Annotated in this window: 17 protein-coding genes; 1 reads left to right on the top strand and 16 read right to left on the bottom strand. The window is 69.8% G+C overall.

Going from position 1 to position 18,281, the window contains the following annotated elements; genetic code table 11:
* Window position 1: 1 nt before the first annotated feature.
* The 16 genes from bpln_RS25245 to bpln_RS25170 form a co-directional block, all read right to left on the bottom strand.
* Window positions 2-1,288, bottom strand: coding sequence for an efflux RND transporter periplasmic adaptor subunit (locus bpln_RS25245; protein WP_082465435.1), 1,287 nt, complete (start codon window positions 1,286-1,288; stop codon window positions 2-4).
* Window positions 1,289-1,694: 406 nt separating this feature from the next.
* A complete protein-coding gene (locus bpln_RS25240) occupies window positions 1,695-2,087 on the bottom strand; it encodes a RidA family protein (protein ID WP_042627933.1) in 393 nt (130 codons plus the stop codon).
* Window positions 2,084-2,518: an acyl-CoA thioesterase gene (locus bpln_RS25235; protein WP_042627932.1), complete on the bottom strand. Its 435-nt coding sequence runs from the start codon at window positions 2,516-2,518 to the stop codon at window positions 2,084-2,086. Before bpln_RS25235 ends, bpln_RS25240 begins: the two co-directional genes overlap by 4 nt.
* Before the next feature lie 24 nt (window positions 2,519-2,542).
* Window positions 2,543-3,148, bottom strand: coding sequence for an anthranilate synthase component II (locus tag bpln_RS25230; protein WP_042627931.1), 606 nt, complete (start codon window positions 3,146-3,148; stop codon window positions 2,543-2,545).
* Window positions 3,139-4,689, bottom strand: a complete 1,551-nt coding sequence (locus bpln_RS25225; protein WP_055140336.1) for an anthranilate synthase component I family protein — start codon at window positions 4,687-4,689, stop codon at window positions 3,139-3,141. The genes bpln_RS25230 and bpln_RS25225 overlap by 10 nt, the downstream gene beginning before the upstream one ends.
* Window positions 4,683-6,314 (bottom strand): AMP-binding protein, encoded by a 1,632-nt coding sequence (locus bpln_RS25220; RefSeq protein ID WP_042627929.1) that lies wholly within the window; start codon window positions 6,312-6,314, stop codon window positions 4,683-4,685. Before bpln_RS25220 ends, bpln_RS25225 begins: the two co-directional genes overlap by 7 nt.
* Window positions 6,311-7,624 carry a 3-deoxy-7-phosphoheptulonate synthase gene (locus bpln_RS25215; protein WP_080937407.1) on the bottom strand — a complete coding sequence of 438 codons (1,314 nt, stop codon included), beginning with the start codon at window positions 7,622-7,624 and terminating at the stop codon, window positions 6,311-6,313. Before bpln_RS25215 ends, bpln_RS25220 begins: the two co-directional genes overlap by 4 nt.
* An 87-nt stretch (window positions 7,625-7,711) precedes the next feature.
* On the bottom strand, window positions 7,712-8,467 hold the full coding sequence (locus tag bpln_RS25210; protein ID WP_042629425.1) for an iron-containing redox enzyme family protein: 756 nt from the start codon (window positions 8,465-8,467) through the stop codon (window positions 7,712-7,714).
* A 111-nt stretch (window positions 8,468-8,578) separates the two neighbouring features.
* Window positions 8,579-9,760, bottom strand: coding sequence for an MFS transporter (locus tag bpln_RS25205; RefSeq protein WP_055140335.1), 1,182 nt, complete (start codon window positions 9,758-9,760; stop codon window positions 8,579-8,581).
* Window positions 9,761-9,843: 83 nt separating this feature from the next.
* On the bottom strand, window positions 9,844-10,905 hold the full coding sequence (locus bpln_RS25200) for a 2Fe-2S iron-sulfur cluster-binding protein (protein WP_042627927.1): 1,062 nt from the start codon (window positions 10,903-10,905) through the stop codon (window positions 9,844-9,846).
* A 25-nt stretch (window positions 10,906-10,930) separates the two neighbouring features.
* Window positions 10,931-11,446 (bottom strand): 1,2-phenylacetyl-CoA epoxidase subunit PaaD, encoded by a 516-nt coding sequence (gene paaD / locus bpln_RS25195; RefSeq protein WP_042627926.1) that lies wholly within the window; start codon window positions 11,444-11,446, stop codon window positions 10,931-10,933.
* The gene (gene paaC / locus bpln_RS25190; protein WP_080937406.1) at window positions 11,440-12,210 is read right to left on the bottom strand and encodes a 1,2-phenylacetyl-CoA epoxidase subunit PaaC; all 771 of its coding nucleotides are present in this window, start codon (window positions 12,208-12,210) and stop codon (window positions 11,440-11,442) included. Before paaC ends, paaD begins: the two co-directional genes overlap by 7 nt.
* Window positions 12,207-12,488, bottom strand: coding sequence for a 1,2-phenylacetyl-CoA epoxidase subunit PaaB (gene paaB, locus bpln_RS25185; protein ID WP_042627924.1), 282 nt, complete (start codon window positions 12,486-12,488; stop codon window positions 12,207-12,209). The genes paaC and paaB overlap by 4 nt, the downstream gene beginning before the upstream one ends.
* Window positions 12,481-13,437, bottom strand: a complete 957-nt coding sequence (paaA, locus tag bpln_RS25180) for a 1,2-phenylacetyl-CoA epoxidase subunit PaaA (RefSeq protein ID WP_042627923.1) — start codon at window positions 13,435-13,437, stop codon at window positions 12,481-12,483. The genes paaB and paaA overlap by 8 nt, the downstream gene beginning before the upstream one ends.
* Before the next feature lie 9 nt (window positions 13,438-13,446).
* Window positions 13,447-15,192 carry a class I adenylate-forming enzyme family protein gene (locus tag bpln_RS25175; RefSeq protein WP_042627922.1) on the bottom strand — a complete coding sequence of 582 codons (1,746 nt, stop codon included), beginning with the start codon at window positions 15,190-15,192 and terminating at the stop codon, window positions 13,447-13,449.
* 174 nt (window positions 15,193-15,366) lie between these two features.
* A complete protein-coding gene (locus tag bpln_RS25170) occupies window positions 15,367-15,801 on the bottom strand; it encodes a carboxymuconolactone decarboxylase family protein (protein ID WP_055140334.1) in 435 nt (144 codons plus the stop codon).
* Between the two features lie 1,032 nt (window positions 15,802-16,833).
* Between bpln_RS25170 and pdxR the strand changes: the two genes are divergently transcribed.
* Window positions 16,834-18,237, top strand: coding sequence for a MocR-like pyridoxine biosynthesis transcription factor PdxR (gene pdxR / locus bpln_RS25165; protein WP_244132032.1), 1,404 nt, complete (start codon window positions 16,834-16,836; stop codon window positions 18,235-18,237).
* The last annotated feature ends 44 nt before the right edge of the window (window positions 18,238-18,281 follow it).

Here is an 18,281-nt window from a genome sequence, read left to right as displayed (position 1 = left end):
CTCACTGCACCGTGGCGGGCGACGCGGCGTCGGTGCCGGCGGTGGTCAGCGCCGGCGCGGGTACCGCCTTCGGCTTGACCGGCGCGCCCGGGTAGTAGATGCGCTGGGTGCCGTCCACCACCACCTGGTCGCCGGCGGCGAGCCCCTTCTCCACCACGCGTTCGGCGCCGATGCGCCGGCCGATCGTCACGTCGCGGCGAAGCGCCTTGTCGCCGGCGCCGAGCACATACACGTACTTGCGGTCCTGGTCGGTCAGGATCGCCTTGTCGTCCACCAGCAGCGCCGCATGGTCCTCGCCGCTCGTCAGCTGCACGCGCGCGTAGAGGCCCGGCGTGAACAGCCGGTTCGGGTTGGCGAGGCGCACGCGCGCGCGGATCGTGCCGGTGGCCGGATCGAGCCGGTTGTCGAGGAAATCGACCGTGCCCGCGTGCGGGAAGCCGGTCTCGTTGGCCAGCTCGACGCGCACCGGGTTCGCGTCGAGCGCGCGGCCGGCCGGGTTGGTGCGCTGCGCCAGATAGCGCAGGTAGCTCTGCTCGTCGCAATCGAAGTAGACGTAGACCGGATCCTGCGAGACCACCGTGGTCAGCAGCGAATCGTCGGCGCGCGCGAGGTTGCCCACCGTCAGCCGCGCGCGGCTCGCGCGTCCGGCGATCGGCGCGCGCACCTCGGTGTAGCCGAGGTTCAGCTTCGCGTCGTCCACGGCGGCCTCGGCCGCGTGCTGGTCGGCGCGCGCCTGCAGGTCGGCGGCCTGCGCCGTGTCGAGTTCCTCCTGCGAGACCGCGTGGGTGGCGATCAGCGTGCGGGCGCGCGCGAGCTGCGTCTGCGCGAGCCGGGCCGCCGCGCGCGCGTGTTCGAGCTGCGCGTCGGCGCGCTCCAGGGCGATGCGGTACGGGCGCGGGTCGATCACGAACAGCACGGCACCCTGCGCGACGGTGTCGCCCTCCTTGTAGGCGATCCGCTCCAGATAGCCGCTCACGCGCGCGCGAAGCTCGGCCGAATCGACGGCCTCCACGCGGCCGTTGAAGGTATCGACGAGCGGCACCGACTGCGGCGCGAGCCGCGTCACGCCGACTTCGGGCGGCGGCGGCGCGGCATCGCGCTTGTCACCCTGACAGGCGGCCAGCGCGAGCAGCGCGGCCAGCGCCACGGCGCCGGAAGCGGCGCGCGGGACGGTGCGGGCGGGATGGGAAGGCGGCGCGAAGCGGTTCGGGGTCGAACCGTCGGGAGGCGTGATGACGTGCTTTGCGTCGTGCTTTGCGTCGTGTTTCGTACCGGAAGCCGTATGCATGTTTTGGTATCCAATCGTATTGACCCGCCCGTCGCGTTCCGGCGGCGGCGTGAGTGGTCGCGTCTCCTGCGCCCGCCCGGCCGCCGCCGGCGACGTGGCCCGTCGAGGCCGCGAGCCGCCGCGCGTGGCCGCCGGAAGCCGGCGCCCACGGCCGCGCTCGCGCCGGATCGACGGGCGGGGAGCCCGCCGGTCGATCCGGCGGGTCGCGGGCGTCCGGCGAGTCGGCCCGCATGGTTCGGAATGGCCTGGGTCGAATGTCCGGCCGCGTCGGGCCGGCATCCGGAAGGGTTGTTGTCGTTGTGCCGTCAGTCGTCGATGCGTGAATCGTCTGCGCGCGCGCCGGGTTCGCGGCGGTCGGCGAGCCGCCGCCCGCCGCGAATCTCTCGTCCCGATCACGCGCGCCGCGTCAGTCGGGGATCACCGCGGTGGCCTCGATCTGCACCTTGGCGCCCTCCACCATCAGCGCGGCCACCTGGAACGCGCTCATCGGCGGGAAATGCCCGATCAGCTCGCGGTACGCGCGGCCCACTTCCTTCGCTTCGGCGAAATAGGCCTCGCGGTCCGACACGTACCAGGTCAGGCGCACCAGGTGCTCGGGCTTCGCGCCGGCCTCGGCCAGCACCGCCACGATGTTCCTCAGCGCCTGGATCGCCTGCTCCGCGTAGCGCTCGCCGGCAAGCTTCTCCTGTGCGTCCCAGCCGAGCTGGCCCGAGGTGAACACCAGGCGCCCTTTGGCGGCCACGCCATTGGCGTAGCCGCGCGGGCGCACCCACTCGGGCGGTTGCAGGATCTGCATCATGACGCCACCTCCTCGGCCACCGGCAGGTAGCGTTGCAGCGCGTCGCGGATGTCGTCGGGGAACGGCATCGAGGCCACCTTGTCGAGCGAGATCATCACGAACACCTGCTCGCTGCGCAGGCGCACCTCGTCGCCGACGCGGCCCGTGAAGGTGGCCGTGAGCGAACGCTCGCCGAGCCGCGTCACCTCGATGCGCAGCGTCAGCACCTCGCCCTGGCGCGAGGCCCGGACGAACTCGGTCTGCAGCCTGACGATCGGGATGCCCAGGCGCCGCTCGATCAGGCCCGCGAAGTCCACCTTCAGCCCTTCGTTGAAGAAGTCCTCGAGTGCCCAGTTGGTCAGCACCAGGTACTGCGGGAAATAGACGATGCCGGCCGGATCGCAGTGGGAAAAGCGAATCGGATAGTCTTTTTCGAAGCTTGCCGCGCTCATTGTGGAGTCCTTGCGTGGGGCGGGTCAGGCGACGGCGGCCGCGCTCGCGGCATGCTGCTCGACGACGCGCAGGTAGTTGGCCAGCATGCTGAAGCCGTGCTCGGTCAGCACCGATTCGGGGTGGAACTGCAGGCCGTAGATCGGCAGCTCGCGATGCTGCATCGCCATGATCTCGCCGGCCGTGCCGTCCTCGTGCGCGATGCGCGCGGTCACCACCAGCTCGGGCGGCAGGTCGTCCACCACCAGCGAGTGGTAGCGGCCGACCTTGAACTGCGCCGGCAGGCCGGCGAACAGCTCGGAGCCGTCGTGGCGCATCGGCGAGGACTTGCCGTGGAATACCTCGGCGCGGCGCACCGTGCCGCCGAACGCGGCGGCGATGCACTGGTGGCCCAGGCAGATGCCCAGCAGCGGCAGGCGCCCGGCGAAGTGGCGCAGCGCGGCGATCGAGACGCCGGCCTCGGCGGGCGAGCACGGCCCGGGTGAGACGATCACCGATTGCGGCGCGAGCGCCTCGATCTCCTCGATCGTGATCTGGTCGTTGCGCCTCACCTCGATCTGCGCGCCGAGCGTGCAGAGATACTGGACCACGTTGTAGGTGAACGAATCGTAGTTGTCGATCATCAGATGCATGCCGTTGCCTCCTGTTGCGCCGCGCCGGGGCGCGCCGTTTCCGTTTCGCTCTGGCGTTCCGCCAGCTCGGCCGCCAGCAGCATCATGCGGCTCTTGTCCATGGTTTCCTGCCACTCGCGCTCGGCCACCGAGTCCTTCACCACGCCGGCGCCCGACTGCACGTGCAGCAGGCCGCCCTGCAGCACGCCGGTGCGGATCGTGATGGCCAGCTCGGCCTGGCCGCGCCAGTCGAGATAGCCGACCGCGCCGCCGTAGATGCCGCGCGAGTGCGGTTCGAGTTCGGCGATCACTTCCAGCGCGCGCACCTTCGAGGCGCCGCTCAGCGTGCCGGCCGGGAACGTACTGCGCAGCACGTCGAGCCCGTTGACCTGGCCGGGCAGCTTGCCGGTGACGGTCGAGACGATGTGCATGACGTGCGAGAAGTATTCGACCGTCAGCAGCTCGTCCACCTGCACGCCGCCGGCCACGGCCAGGCGGCCCACGTCGTTGCGCGCGAGATCGACCAGCATCATGTGCTCGGCGATCTCCTTCGGATCGGCGAGCAGTTCCTCCTTCAGGCGCGCGTCCTCGGCGTCGTCCTGCGTGCGCCGGCGCGTGCCGGCCATCGGCCGGCTCGTGACGATGTCGCCGCGCTGCTGCACCAGCATCTCGGGCGAGGCGCCGACGATCGCGCATTCGCCGAGGTTGACCACGTAGCGGTACGGCGTCTGCGCGAGATCGCCGAGCGCGCGGTAGAGCGCCGTGGCATCGCAGGCGAGCGGGCGGCTCATGCGCTGCGCCAGCACCACCTGCATCACGTCGCCGGCGGCGATGTAGTCCTTGATGCGGTCGACGGCGCCTTCGTAGGCCTCGCGCGCGAAGCCGAACGACAGCCGGCCCGCGTCCACCGTCAGGCCCTGCGTGGTGCCGGGCACGCGCTCGGGCGCCGCGTCGAGCGCCTGCACCTGCGCGACGATCGCCTCGAGCCGCGCCGTGCCGCGTGCGTGGCCGCCGGCCTCGCGCGGATCCTCGTGGACGATGCAGAACAGCTGGCGGCGGCGATGGTCGATCACCACCAGCTCGCGGCTCACCAGCTTCACCACGTCGGGCACCTGCAGGCCCGAGGGCTTGCGCGCCACGCGGCGCAGGCGCGGCTCGATCAGGCGCGTGGTCTCGAAGCCGAAGTAGCCGAACAGGCCGCCCGAGAACGGCGGCAGGGCGTCGAAGTGCGGCACGCGGAAGCCTTCCTGCAGGCGGCGCAGCGCGGCGAGCGGATCGTCGGTGCGCTGCTCGCTCTCCACGTGGTCGTGGCGCAGATGGCGGATCGCGTCCTCGTCCAGCTCGATGCGCTCGCTGCACGGCAGGCCGATGGTCGAGTAGTGGCGCGTGAACACCGCGTTCTCCCACTCGCCGGTCTCGAACAGATAGTCGTCGCGCCGGTTCGCGAGCGCGCGATAGACATCCAGCGGATCGAGCCGCTCGGGCAGCGGCAGCACCTTCCAGAGCGGGACGAGGTTGAACCCCGCCTCGCCGTACCGCGTAAACTCATCCTGGCTCAACATGTTGGTTTCTCCACTAGATTGATGCCCGTCCCGTCTTGCAGCGCGCGGCTCGCCAGCTGGGCGAGCGCGCGGCGGTTGGGCTTGCCGTTCGGCGTGAGCGGCAGCTGGTCGACCGGCAGCAGCCTGACCGGCCGCTTGTAGCCGTCGAGCCGGCGCAGCACGGCGAGCGCGGCCTGCACCGCGTTCTCGTCGTGGGTTCCGAGCAGGCACAGCACCGGGCGATCCTCGCCGTTGTGCTCGCGGCCCGGCACCACGAAGCAGTCGCCCAGTTGCGGCGCGTGCGCCACCAGCAGCGCCTCGATCTCGGCCGGCACCACCCAGCGCCCGAACACCTTGAAGCGGTCGTCCTCGCGGCCATGGAAATAGAGGAAGCCGTCCGCGTCGCGGCTGAACAGGTCGCCGGTGCGGTACCAGCCGGCGTCGAAGCGCGCCGCGTCGTCCTGCGGGCGCCGCCAGTAGCCGGGCGAGACGGCCGGCGACTTCACGACCAGCACGCCGGTCTCGCCGGGCCGGACGTCGTGCCCGGCCTCGTCGACGATGCGTGCCTCGCAGCCCGCCAGCAGCCGGCCGAGGCTGCCCGCGCGCAGCGAATCGGGGTAGCTGGTGGCGAACACGTGACAGAGTTCGGTCGCGCCGATGCCGTCGTGCAGCTCGAAGCCGAAGCGCTCGCGCCAGCGCGCGCCGGTGTTGCCGGCCAGCGGCGCGCCGGCCGAGAACGCCAGCCGCAGCGGCGAATCGTTCGGGCCGAAGCCGTTGTCGAGCAGCATCCGGTACAGGGTCGGCACGGCGAACAGCACCGTGGGCCGGAACCGGCGCAGGTTCGCCTCGACCTGCTCGGCGCTCGGCCAGGCCGCGTCGAGCACGGCGCTCGCGCCGAGATGGAGCGGGAAGAACAGGCTGTTGCCCATGCCGAAGCCGAAGAACGACTTCGGCACCGAATAGAGCACGTCGTCGCCGGTCAGGCGCAGCTGCCCCGTCACGGCGGCGCAGCAGGCCAGCACCGACGCGGCGCTGTGCGTCACGCCCTTCGAGAGCCCGGTGGTGCCCGAGGTGTACTGGATCAGCGCCGGCGCATGGCGCGGACGCGGCACGGCGGCATCCCACTCGTCGGCCGCCGCGTCGGTGAGCGCCTCGTCGGGCGCCTCGTCGAAGCCGTCGCCGGCGAGCACCGCGGCGGCCGGCTCGCGCGCGGCCCCGACGCGCCGCGCGAGCAGCGTGCGGTACCAGCCCGCCTCCAGCAGGAACGCCTGCGGGCGCGTGGCGAGGCCGTCGATCGCGGCGCGGATCGTGTCGCCCTGCACCGCCTTGCCGTACACCATCAGCGGCTCGGCGTCGCCGAGGATGTGGCGCAACGGCGCCGTGTCGAGCTTCGAACTCACCACCACCGGCAGCGCGCCGACCGCGAGCGAGGCGAAGAAGATCACGGCCAGGTCCGGGCCGTCGTCGAGCGCGATCACGATGCGCTCGCCGGGCGCGACTTCCTGCATCGTCATCCAGGCGGCCTGGCGCCGGACCGCGCGGTCGAGTTCGGCATACGTGAGCGTGAAGTCGGGGCCGACGTAGGCCGGCTTGTCGAGGTGGCGCTTGTTGAACAGCAGCTCGGCGGCCAGATTGACGTCGCTCATACGCTGCGCTCCAGGTCGTAGCGATCGGCTTCCGCTTCGGCGGCCTCGGTTGCCTTGCTCGCCGCGGCACCGGCCTCGACCTGCTCGCCGTGGCTGCGCGGCATGCCGTGCGCGACCAGCAGGCCGGCCAGATGCCCGGCCAGCGTCAGCGCCTGGTCCGCGTTCAGGCGCGGGTCGCAGCTGCTGAGGTAGGCGCGTTCGAGGTCGGCCTCGCCCGGCACGCTGGCACCGCCGATGCACTCGGTCACGTCCAGCCCCGTCAGCTCGAGATGCACGCCCGACGGATGGGTGCCGGCCGCGCGATGCGCCGCGAAGAAGCCGTCGAGCTCGGCGACGATGTCGGCGGTGTGGCGCGTCTTGATGCCGGTGCCGGTCTGCGTGCCGTTGCCGTGCATCGGATCCGACATCCAGCCCACCTCGCGGCCCTCGCGGCGCACCGTCTCCAGCAGCCCGGCGAGCCGGTCGATCTTGCCGGCGCCCATGCGCGGGATCAGCGTCAGGCGCCCCGCCTCGTTGAGCGGGTTCAGCACGTCGATCAGGCGCAGCAGGTCGTCATGGCCGATGCCGGCGCCGAGCTTCAGGCCGATCGGGTTGCGCACGCCGCGCAGGAACTCCACATGCGCGCCGTCGAGCTGGCGCGTGCGCTCGCCGATCCAGAGAAAGTGGCCCGAGCAGCAGTACCAGTTGCCGAGCTCGTCGCGCTCCACCATGCTCTGCTCATAGGGCAGCAGCAGCGCCTCGTGGCTGGAAAAATAGGCGCCGCCGGTGCCGAGCAGGCCCGCGTCGTTCAGGCCGCGCAGGTAGTTGAGGCTGCCGGCGGCGCGGAAATAGGCGGTTTCCATGCGGGCCGGGTCGTGGTCGCGCGCCTCGGCGTCGAACGCGACGTCGTTGATGATGTCGCCGCGGTAGCTCGGCAGCGACCGGCCGTTGCGCTGCTCTTCCGGCTTGCTGCGCGGCTTCGCGTACTGGCCGGCGATCCGGCCGATGCGCACGACGGGCAGCCCCGACGCGTCGCGGATCGTCTGCGCCATGCGTTCGAGCAGGCGGTAGTGGCGCTGGATCACGTCCTGCCGGAAATCGGCAAACGTTTCCGCGCAATCGCCGCCTTGCAGCACGAAGCCGCGACCATGCGCGACGTTGGCCAGCCAGGAGCGCAGACGGCGGATCTCGCCGATCGCGACGAGCGGCGGGTAGCTGCTGAGGCGCGAGAGCGTCGCCCCGAGCGCTGCGCCGTTCACGTAGTGAGGCAACTGCTGTTGCGGCATCGACTGCCAAGTCGTCGGATGCCACGGTTCGCGTAAAGTTGACATCTCAGTCTCGTTCTTAAACCTGTTCCGCTGATCACTGGGCGGCCCTTCGCGAGGAACGGCCGGCCGCTGACTCGTCCGCCGTCCGGCTCAGGCCGGGGCGCCGTCCTCTTGCGTGGCGGTCTCGTAGTGCCGGCATGCCTGCCAGACCGCGTCGAACATCTCGACGCGGCGCGCGATCAGCTCGCGGCCCACGCGCACCGCGAACTCGAAACGCTCCGGCTCGTTGTTCGTGAGGTCGCGCATGATGGCCAGCATGGTCAGCGCGTGGTCCTCGTCCTCCTCGATGTGCAGGCGGAAGAACTCGGTGGCTTCCTCGGTGTGGCCGGATTGTTGCAGCGCGAGCAGCACCGGCTGGTAGATCACCGGCACGATCGCCTCGGCGCCGAGGCACATCGCGGCGAGGCCCGCCAGCGGATCGCTCGACTTGCAGTGGGCCATCATGGTGTTGCGCAGTTGCAGCGTGGCCGGCAGCGGTTCGTGGTCGGCCGGCACCACGCCCACCACGCGCAGCGTGCGCTGGAACATCTCGGCGTGGGTCATCAGGCCGTCGCCGTCCACGCCCATTTCCTCCTGGAGGTTGTCGAGCAGCGCGAGGATGCTCTCGCTGTCGTCGAGCTGGCCGATCAGCGCGCAGAGGTAGCGCGTGAAGTGGCGCGAGTAGTGGCTGTGCTGGGCCAGGAACGTCTTCAGCGTGTCGGGGCTCGCCTCGCCGTTCGCGAGCGCGAGCAGCAGCGGGTGCTCCACCAGGCGCTGCAGATCCTGCTCCTGCAGCCAGCCTGCCCAGATCTCGCTGACGAGACTGTGGGGCTTTTGCTGCGCGGGTTTGCTGCGATCGACTTCCATCAAAATTTCCATACCTGCCTCTGTTGAAGAAATGAACACTGCACCGTTGCCGGCGCGATGCCGCGCGATTGCGCGCGAGGCCGCGCCTCAATGAAAAATCCGGCTGCCGCCTCAGGCCGGACTGAACCTCACCTCGCCGCTGCGCAGCCGCAGCAGCGCGACGCCCGTGCCGGCGCACAGCAGCGGGAACAGGAACATGCCCGGCCAGCCGTAGTGGCGCGCGACGATGCCGCCCAGCCACGAGCCGAGCGCGGCGCCGGTGAAGAAGACGGTCATGAACAGGCTGCTCAGGCGCGAGGCCGCGGCGGGATCGAGACCGAGCACGCGGCCCTGCGAGATCACGTGGACCGAGCGGATGCAGAGGTCGCAGCCGATGAAGAAGACGACGATCATCAGCACGTGCGTGCCGATCGCGAAGCCTGCCAGCGACACGGCGGCGAGCACCGCGCCGAACAGCGCGATCACGCCGGTCCAGTGCAGGTGCTGCTGCAGCCGGCGCGCGAGCTGCGGCGCGCGCAGCGCGACGATCGAGGTACAGGCCAGCAGCCCGGTCTGCCCCGCGCTCCAGTTCAGCGTGGCGTGCGCGAGCGAGATCACGTTGGCCCAGATGCCGTTGGAGGCGGCGAAGAAGCAGGCGGCCACCAGCGCGAGCCGGCGCAGCTCGGGGTAGCCGCGCCACAGCCCGAGCTGGCGGCGCAGCATCTGGCCGTAGCGCGGCGGCGAGCCCATCGACACCGGGCCGAGCACGCGCGCGAGGCCCACCGCCCACAGCAGCGTGAGGCCGCCCGCCAGCAGATAGACGTGGCGCCAGCCGATGTGCTCGGCGCCCCAGCCCGACAGCACGCGCGCGCAGAGCAGACCGCCGAACAGCGCGGACATCATGCCGCCCACCACGCGGTTGCGCTGCTCGGGCGCGAACGCCTTCGCGCAATAGGCGATCAGCAGCTGGCCGCCGATCGACAGCAGGCCGGCAAGCAGGCACAGCACGGTCAGCACGTCGAGCGAGGGCGCCGCCGATTCGGCGATCACCACCAGGCCGAGCGCGCCGACCACGCCGGGCACGAGGCGCCGCGGCGCGATCAGGTCACCGAGCGGCAGGCCGAGCACGAGGCCGAGGCCGTAGCCGAGCTGGGTGGCCACCGACAGCCGCGACAGCGAGCCGGCCGGCACCTGGAAGCCGGCGGCGATCGCCTCCGTCATCGATTGCTGGTAGACCACCGCGGCCACCGAGAAGCCGGTGGCGAGGCAGAACAGCCACTTCTCGGTTCGCGACAGGGTTTTGCTGGATTCCATGCTTGCTCTGTGAAGTTGGATTCAGGTCCGGGAAGCGCGCGAACGCCACGCGCGGTCGGGCGGCGCGGCCGGCCGGGTCAAGCTCAGTCGAACTCGAGCACGAGGTTCGGCGTACTCGGGCGCGCGCGGCAGCCGAGCACGTAGCCCTGGGCCAGTTCGTCGTCGTCGAGCGCGTATTGCGCATCCATCTCCACCGCGCCCTCGATCACGCGGCAGCGGCAGGTGGCGCACACGCCGCCCTTGCACGAGTAGCGCAGGTCGATGCCGGCGGCGAGCGCCTCGTCGAGGATGGTGGCGGCCGTGCCGGTCCACGCCACCTGGCGCGTGGCGCCGTCCACGATCAGCGTCATGCGCCTGCCGGCATCGGCCGCGCCCGCCGCCCGGTGCGCGACGGCGGCCGGCGCGCCGGCGGGCTGGAAGTACTCGCGCTTGATGCGCGACTTCGCGAGCCCGCCGTCCTCCAGCGCGCGGCACACGTCGTCCATCATCCCGGTCGGGCCGCAGACGAACGCGTGGTCGATCGAGGCGACCGGCAGCCAGCTGCGCAGCAGGCCCTGCACGCGCTCGTGCGTGAGGCGCCCGTTGCACAGCTCGACTTCCTGCGCCTCGCCGCTGAACACGTAGATCAGCGACAGCCGCGACGCATGGCGGTCCTTCAGGTCCGCCAGTTCCTCGCGGAACATCGCCGAGCCGACGTTGCGGTTGCCGTAGACCAGCGTGAAGCGGCTGGCCGGCTCCTCCTGCAGCGTGGTCTTGAGGATCGACAGCATCGGCGTGATGCCGCTGCCGCTCGCGAAGCCCGCGTAATGGCGCGCGCGGCCGGCCTCGAGCGGCACGTGGAAATTGCCCGACGGCGGCATCACGTCGATCTGCTGGCCGGCGCGCAGGTTGGTCTGCGCCCAGCCCGAGAACACCCCGCCCTCCACCTTCTTGATGGCCACCCGCAGCGGCGCGCCCACCGCGTTGCAGAGCGAATAGGCGCGGCGCACGTCCTGGCCGCCGATCGTCGCGCGCAGCGTCAGGTGCTGGCCCTGGCGGTGCGCGAAGCGCGAGGCCAGCGTGTCCGGCACGTCGAACTCGAGCACCGTGGCGTCGCGCGTCTCGGGATACACGGCCGCGATCGTCAGCGGAAAGAACTGCGACATGAATGGCTCCTTTTTGCCTTGCCCGTCAGATGCACTTGAAGTGCTCGAACGGATTCAAACAATCGTCACAGACATGCATCGACTTGCAGAGCGTGCCGCCGAACTCGCTCGTCATGCGCGTCGCGCACGAACCGCAGTGCGGGCACGGCGGCGCGGGCGGCACGAAGCGCAGCGGCTGCCAGCTCTCGCCCACCGGCAGCGGCGGCGCGATGCCGGCCGCGGCGAGCTTGGCCTTGCCGGCCGGGCTGATCCATTCGGTGGTCCAGGGCGGCGCGAGGCGGTTCTCGATCGTCACGTGGTCGATGCCGTGATCGTTGAGCGCGCAACGGATCGCCTCCTCGATCGGCAGCTTCGCCGGGCAGCCGCTGTAGGTGGGCGTCACCACCACGCGCAGCGCGCCGGCCAGCCAGCCCACCTCGCGCACGATGCCGAGATCGACCACCGAGATGAACGGCATCTCCGGGTCCGGCACGCGCGCGATCCATTCCCAGATGCGCTCGATGTCGGGGCGCACCTCGCCCTCGTGGAGCGCGCTCACCATTGCGCCCCCGGATGCGCGCGCTGCAGGTACTGCATCTCCATCAGCAGCCAGACCAGATGCTCGGAGTGCTCGCCGCGCTTGCCCGACTGCGTGCGCAACGCGCCGGTGGGCAGCGCGATGCCGGCCTCGTCGAACACGTCCTTCACGTAGGACTGCCACTTGACGTGCAGATCGGCGAGATTGCAGCCGATGCCGCGCTCCAGCATCGCGCGATCGAGCTCGTCCATCTCGAACAGCTCGCCGGTGTACTCCCAGCAGCCGTCGAGCGCGCGCAGCAGTTTCGCGCGGCTCAGCTCGGTGCCGCCCGCCAGGCGCACGATCCAGTGGCTGCTGCGCCGCAGGTGATAGGCGTTCTCCTTGGCCGACTTGGCCGCGATCGCCGCGATCTGCGCGTCCCGCGAATGGGCGAGCGCGGCCAGCACCAGCGCGTACCAGCTGTCGAACAGGAACAGCCGCATCTGCAGGTCGGCGAAGTCCTGGTTCGGCTGCTCCACCAGCAGCACGTTGCGGAACTCGCCGGCCTCGCGCAGGAACGCCAGTTCGTCCTCGCCGCGCGCCACCGGGTGCAGGCTGCCGGCGTAGTCGAGCCAGAGCCGCGCCTGGCCCAGATAGTCGAGCGCGACGTTGGACAGCGCGAGGTCTTCTTCCAGCGTCGGGCCGTGGCCGCACCACGCGCACAGGCGCTGCGACAGGATCAGGCAGTTGTCGCCGAGGCGCAGCACGTAGTCGGCCAGCCCCATGTCGAATCCGTTGTGGGTCTTCACAGGTTCTGCACTCCTTCCGGTACCTGAAAGAACGTGGCGTGACGGTACGCCTTGTCCTGGGACGAAGCGAACCACGCGGCCTTGTCGCCCGGGTCGCTCGTCACGAGATGCTCGGAGGCCACCAGCCACAGGCTCACGCCCTCGCCGCGGCGCGTGTAGACGTCACGCGCGTGCTGCAGCGCCATCTCGGCGTCGGTGGCCTGCACGCTGCCCACGTGGCGGTGCGCCACGCCGTTCTGGCTGCGCGCGAACACTTCCCAGAGTTTCCAGTCAGCCATGAGCGGCCTCCGTGATCTCCTGGCGGGCCGCATAGGCGGCGGCCGCCTCGCGCACCCAGGCGCCGTCGTCCCAGGCCTTGTTGCGCGCCTCGATGCGGGCGCGGTTGCAGAGTCCGCCGCCGTTGATCACGCGCTCGAACTCGTCCCAGTCGATCGGCCCGGTCTCGTAGTGGCCGGTGTCGGCGTTGAAGCGCAGCTGGCTGTCCGGCACCTCGAGGCCGAGGTAATGCACCTGCGGCACGGTCTGGTCGATGAACTTCTGGCGCAGCACGTCGTTGGAATAGAGCTTGATGCCCCACTTCATCGAGCGTGCGGAGTGCGGTGAATCCGCGTCGGGCGGGCCGAACACCATCAGCGTCGGCCACCACCAGCGATTGAGCGCGTCCTGCGCCATCTGGCGCTGCGCCGCCGTGCCCTGCGCGAGCTTCATCACCAGGTCGAAGCCCTGCCGGTGGTGAAAGCTCTCCTCCTGGCAGATCCGCACCATCGCGCGCGCATACGGCCCGTAGGAGCAGCGCGACAGCGGCACCTGGTTGACGATCGCGGCGCCGTCGGTGAGCCAGCCGATCATGCCGACGTCGGCCCAGGTCAGCGCCGGATAGTTGAAGATGTTCAGGTACTTCGCGCGACCGTCGAGCAGTTGCTGGTAGGCCTCCGCGCGCGAGATGCCGAGCGTCTCCATCGCGCTGTAGAGGTACTGCGCGTGGCCCGCCTCGTCCTGCACCTTGGCGAGCAGGATGCACTTGCGGTGCAGCGTGGGCGCGCGCGAGATCCAGCCGCCCTCGGGCAGCATGCCGACGTATTCCGAGTGCGCGTGCTGCGCCATCTGGCGCATCAGCGTGCGGCGGTAGGCGGCCGGCATGCCGTCCTGCGGCTCGATCTTGCGGCCGTCGTCGATGCGCTGCTGGAACGCGGCTTCGTCAACCTGTTCGGTGTCGAGGATGTCCATCCCGCCTCCTTACGCCGCGAACACGTGTTCGAGCAGGCTGCGCTCGGCCTCGCGCGGCAGCGCGGACAGGTCGGCCTGGTGGTTCCAGCGCAGCTCGGCGAAGCGGCTGCGGTCGCCGCCGTCGAAATCGCGCTGCCACGACCAGAAGCCGTCGCGCACGACGCGCTTGAGCACCTTGCCGGTCGAACCGACCGGCAGCGCGAAGTCCGGCGCGATCACGCCGACGCAGAGCGTGTAGTCGGGCAGCGCCGGCTTGCCCTGGAACGGATGGCAGGCCAGCGTGTGATGCAGCAGCTGCTCGACGTCGAGCGTCGCGCCGGCCGCGAGCCGCACCAGCACCAGCACCGCCTCCTCGCGCACCGGGCCGCGCGAGACGCCCGTCACCGACACGTCGAACACCTGGTCGAGCCGCAGCAGGTGTTCCTCCAGCAGCAGCGTGTAGCCGGGCGCGCCGAGCGTGGTGTCGACCACGTCGACGATGCGGTCGAGGTGGACGAACTCGCCGTTGGTCTTGCGCAGGCCCACGTCGCCCGTGAGCCAGTAGCCGTTCAGGCGCGTCAGCGCGGTCAGGTGCGGCTGGCCGTGGTAGCCGGGCGTGACGGTGGGCGAGCGCACGCCGAAGTAGCCGGGCTCGCCGTCGGCCAGCTCGCGGCCGTCCGGCGAGAGGATCACGCAGTGCGCATACGGCGCGGGCGAGCCGACGGTGCGGATGGTGGTCACGTCGCTGGCGCGCGACACCTTGTAGAACTGCGACATGCCGAGTTCGGACGCGCCGAACATGTCGGTGAAGCGCGCGTCCGGCGCGATGCGCAGCAACTCGCGGATATGCGATTCGTGCGCCGTGTCGCCGGTGTTGTAGAAGCGCTGCACGGTGCCGAGGAACGCGTCCGGCAGCTTCTGTTCGGCCAGCGACGCGTAGGTCTGCGAGAACGCCGTGACGATGGTGGCGCGGAACCCGACGATCGCCTCCGCCACCGCACCGCCCAGCTGCGTGTTCAGCGACAGCGTGGGCAGTTGCAGCAGCGTGCCCGTCATCAGATAACTGATGCCCGCGGCATGGGTGGTCGGCATCGCGGTGGCGAGGCGGTCGTCGTCGCGCTCGACGAAGCCCTGCAGGCGTTCGCGCTTGCCGGCGAAGAACTGGTCGTGACCGAACAGCACCGCCTTCGGAATCCCGGTGGTGCCCGAGCTGTGGCAGATCATGATGGTGTCGTCGCCGCGGCGTTCGACCGGCCACTGGCCGGCCGGCAGCGGCGCCAGCGCGGCGGCCACGCCTTCGGCGAAGCCGGCGTCGAGCGCCTTCACGCCGGCCAGCGGCGCCGGCAGCTGCCAGCGCGCGGCCGTCTCGCGGTCGTAGGCGAACACCGTGAAACGGTTGATCTGCGCATAGGCGACGGCGATGTCGACGCGCAGGTTGCCGTTCACCAGCACCGGCACCGCGCCGAGGCTGTTGAGCGCGAGGAAGTGCAGGAACGAGGCGATGCCGTCGCCGAGGTAGACGCATACGTAGGCGCCCTGCTGCACGTCATGATGCGCGTACCAGGCGGCCAGCTCGGCCACCACGGTATGCAGCGTGTCGAGCGAAAAGGACGAATGCGCCTGGCCGGACGGCGAAACATAGGGCTTTTCCAGAAACAGGAATACCTCGTCCCGGTCCGGATAGGCCTGATGCGCCTTGATGAGGAAATTGCCGGCGCCGAGCGCCTTGTCGTCGAACAGCCTGGCCCACACTTCCTTTTTCGCCTGGACTTCCATTTTTTCCCTCGTGGTTCTTGAGATGTAAGAATCAGCGGACTGCTACTTCGATCGGCTTTCGTCCGGACGAACGAAGCCCGCATGGCGCGCATTGCGAACCACGCCCTCCATGTCGACAGGCAGCAAACAGCCGATAGACGGGCGGCAGCGGATCGGCCGCCCGCCGTGGCCCGATCAGTCGTGACGCATGCCGACCGCGAGCCGCGTCATGGCGTTCATCAGCGCGATCGCGAACGTCAGGTCCGAGATCTCGACCGCGCTGAAGTGGCCTTCGAGCGGCCGGTACGACGCGTCGTCGGCATGCGTCGCGGCCACGTGCGTGAGCGACTCCGTCCATTCGAGCGCGGCCTTCTCGCGCGCCGTGAACTGCGAGCTGACGCGCCAGCCGGCCAGCTCGGCCAGCCGGCGGTCGGTCTCGTTGCGCTCGCGCAGGCTCCTGGTGTGCTTGTTCAGGCAGAACGAGCAGCCGTTGATCTGCGCGATGCGCAGGTAGACGAGCTCGATCAGCGGCAGCCCGAGCGTGCTGTGCTCGAGGCCGTCCCTGACGTCGCGCAGGCCCTGCAGCAGCCGCGGCGACAGATTCCAGTATTCGAGGCGCAAACCGTTCATGTTCCCTGCCCGTTCAAGTCGTCCGGAGTGGTCCGACCCGGCACCCGCCGTGCGTGGCGCCGGTGAATATATGAAGTCGATATTCAATGCAGATTTCATGAATAGCTTTTCGGTTTTTTCAAGAATCCATTCACGGAAAATACCGTCAGCTTTGAAAGAATCAACGATTGGCAACATCACCCTAACTCATTTCGTTTCATCGTTTCGCTTCACGACGGGGGCAAATATACAGCACCACCCGAGATAGTTTCACGGACAAGATGGCACTTATCGAGCATGACAAGAACGGCACCCCGCATTCCGGCTTTTTTGCCATGTCATTCTCAAGCCACTGGTAAAAATGATGCCGTGCCGGCGTTCCCGCGCGATGGCCATGGTCGTGTGAAACGGCGATGTCGGTGCCGGATTTCGGGGCCGCGCCCGGCGGCCTGGCGGTCTCGCCGGCCACGCCGGCCCGGTGGTCATGCCACCGGGCCATCCGGAAACCGTTACCGGCCGCGACTTTTCATCGGATGCTCGGAATCCGCCGGATGCGTCGGCGCTGCGGATCACGCCGCCGCGTCAGCCGACGTCGTATCTCGATGCGCGCGCAACGTCCTCCCCGGCCGTGCCCCGCCCGTGCCCCGGCCGCCGGCGCCACGCGCAATTAAGCGAGTCGTTTCCTTTGGCGAATCAGGCAATTACCCGATTCCCGGATCGGCAATCCATGAAAATGGCGGCCTCATACACGAAACGGGCGAAGCGCCGTGCATGCGCGCGGGCCATATTCATCCCGCGCAAGACAAATAGCCGTTTCCGTTTCGTCAATTCCGCGCCGACATACCGAAAATCGGGACATCGGCATATTGTGATCGGCATCGCGGCGTTCCAAAGATTAAAATGCGCACCGGTGATTGTTTCCTACATGTTTGACCTCGCACGGCGGGTCCGGCCGGACCCTGGGATCGAGTGGTTGCGGCGAGGCCTGACGGCCCCCGTTCGACCCGCGCGTGCCAGGCGTTCTGGAGCATTAAATTGGCGGGACACCAGCACTTGGAACACGGCAGCGAAGACCCGCTGTACCGGCAGATCTACGAACGCTTTCGCCGCGCGATCGCGAACGGCACTTACGCACCCGGCGCGCGCGTGCCGTCGGTGCGCAATCTGGCGAGCGAGCTGCAGATCTCGCGCGGCACCGTCGAACTCGCCTACGACCTGCTGATCGGCGAGGGCTATCTGGTGGCGCGCGGCCAGGCCGGCACCATCGTGTCGCCCTCGCTCGCGCCGCAGCAGGTGCGCGATTCGCTGCAGCGCGCCGGCACCGCGCGCCCGGTCGCGCGCGCGCCCGACGCCGCGACGGAATCGTATCCGCCGCCGTTCCAGCTCGGCCTGCCGGCGCTCGACCTGTTCCCGCACAAGCTCTGGGCCTCGCTCGTCACGCGTCAGGCGCGCGTGCAGAGCCGGCTGTTCGCCTATCCGAACCCGGCCGGCTACCAGCCGCTGCGCGAGGCGATCTCGGCCTACCTGCACATCTCGCGCGGGCTCGACTGCTCGCCCGAGCAGGTGTTCGTGCTGCCCGGCTACCGCGGGGTGACCGGCCTGCTGTCGCGCACGCTGCTGCGCCCGCTCGACGAGCTCTGGCTCGAGGATCCATGCTTCCCGCCGAGCCGCTATCTGTTCGCCGAGATGGGCGCGCGGATCGTGCCGGTGCCGGTCGACAAGGACGGGCTCAGCGTCGCCAAGGGCAAGGAGCTTGCCCCGCATGCGCGCTTCGCGCTTGTCACGCCCGCGCATCAGAGCCCGCTCGGCGTGCCGCTGTCGCTCGCGCGGCGGCTCGAACTGATCACGTGGGCGCAGCAGAACAACGCGTTCATCATCGAGGACGACTACGACAGCGAATTCCGCTACGACGGCCGCCCGCTGCCCGCGCTCGCCAGCCTCGTCGCGACCGGCAACGTGCTCTACGTGGGCACCTTCAGCAAGGCGCTGAGCCCCGCGCTGCGGCTCGCGTACCTGGTCGTGCCCAAGCCGCTCGTGGCGCGCTTCAACGAGGCCTGCGCGCGCCTGCACGACGGCTGCCCGGTGCTGATCCAGGGCGTGACCGCCGATTTCATCAACGAAGGCTATTTCGCGCGGCACCTGAAGAAGATGCGGGCCGCCTACTCGCAGCGGCGCGAGATGGTGATCGACAGCATGCGCGCGACGTTCGGCGGCCGCATGCAGTACGAGGACATGCCGTGCGGCCTGAACCTGATCGCGAGCCTCGACGACGCCGAGGACGACCGCCTGCTCGCCCAGCGCGCCAAGAGCCGCAACCTCGCGGTGGAGCCGCTTTCGGGGCGCTATATCGAGGCGCCGCCGAAGAAGGGGCTGCTGCTCGGCTTCGCGAACGTGAAGTCGGGGGAGAAGGCGCTCGCGCTCGCGCGCGAGCTGAAGGTGGCGATCGAGGCGGACTGAGCCGGGCGTTCGGCGGACATGGGTGGGCGCAGCGGCGGGCCGGT

The sequence above is a fragment of the Burkholderia plantarii genome (genome assembly GCF_001411805.1).
GTDB classification, from domain to species: Bacteria; Pseudomonadota; Gammaproteobacteria; order Burkholderiales; family Burkholderiaceae; genus Burkholderia; species Burkholderia plantarii.
The sequence above is the reverse complement of the archived record's forward strand: the minus strand, read 5'-3'. Positions and strand labels throughout refer to the sequence as shown.

What these genes read in the sequence shown, in the direction of transcription:
- bpln_RS25245 (WP_082465435.1), bottom strand. Translation starts at nt 1,288, where the DNA reads ATGCATACGGCTTCCGGTACGAAACACGACGCAAAGCACGACGCAAAG.
- bpln_RS25240 (WP_042627933.1), bottom strand. Translation starts at nt 2,087, where the DNA reads ATGATGCAGATCCTGCAACCGCCCGAGTGGGTGCGCCCGCGCGGCTAC.
- bpln_RS25235 (WP_042627932.1), bottom strand. Translation starts at nt 2,518, where the DNA reads ATGAGCGCGGCAAGCTTCGAAAAAGACTATCCGATTCGCTTTTCCCAC.
- bpln_RS25230 (WP_042627931.1), bottom strand. Translation starts at nt 3,148, where the DNA reads ATGCATCTGATGATCGACAACTACGATTCGTTCACCTACAACGTGGTC.
- bpln_RS25225 (WP_055140336.1), bottom strand. Translation starts at nt 4,689, where the DNA reads ATGTTGAGCCAGGATGAGTTTACGCGGTACGGCGAGGCGGGGTTCAAC.
- bpln_RS25220 (WP_042627929.1), bottom strand. Translation starts at nt 6,314, where the DNA reads ATGAGCGACGTCAATCTGGCCGCCGAGCTGCTGTTCAACAAGCGCCAC.
- bpln_RS25215 (WP_080937407.1), bottom strand. Translation starts at nt 7,624, where the DNA reads ATGTCAACTTTACGCGAACCGTGGCATCCGACGACTTGGCAGTCGATG.
- bpln_RS25210 (WP_042629425.1), bottom strand. Translation starts at nt 8,467, where the DNA reads ATGGAAGTCGATCGCAGCAAACCCGCGCAGCAAAAGCCCCACAGTCTC.
- bpln_RS25205 (WP_055140335.1), bottom strand. Translation starts at nt 9,760, where the DNA reads ATGGAATCCAGCAAAACCCTGTCGCGAACCGAGAAGTGGCTGTTCTGC.
- bpln_RS25200 (WP_042627927.1), bottom strand. Translation starts at nt 10,905, where the DNA reads ATGTCGCAGTTCTTTCCGCTGACGATCGCGGCCGTGTATCCCGAGACG.
- paaD (WP_042627926.1), bottom strand. Translation starts at nt 11,446, where the DNA reads ATGGTGAGCGCGCTCCACGAGGGCGAGGTGCGCCCCGACATCGAGCGC.
- paaB (WP_042627924.1), bottom strand. Translation starts at nt 12,488, where the DNA reads ATGGCTGACTGGAAACTCTGGGAAGTGTTCGCGCGCAGCCAGAACGGC.
- paaA (WP_042627923.1), bottom strand. Translation starts at nt 13,437, where the DNA reads ATGGACATCCTCGACACCGAACAGGTTGACGAAGCCGCGTTCCAGCAG.
- bpln_RS25175 (WP_042627922.1), bottom strand. Translation starts at nt 15,192, where the DNA reads ATGGAAGTCCAGGCGAAAAAGGAAGTGTGGGCCAGGCTGTTCGACGAC.
- bpln_RS25170 (WP_055140334.1), bottom strand. Translation starts at nt 15,801, where the DNA reads ATGAACGGTTTGCGCCTCGAATACTGGAATCTGTCGCCGCGGCTGCTG.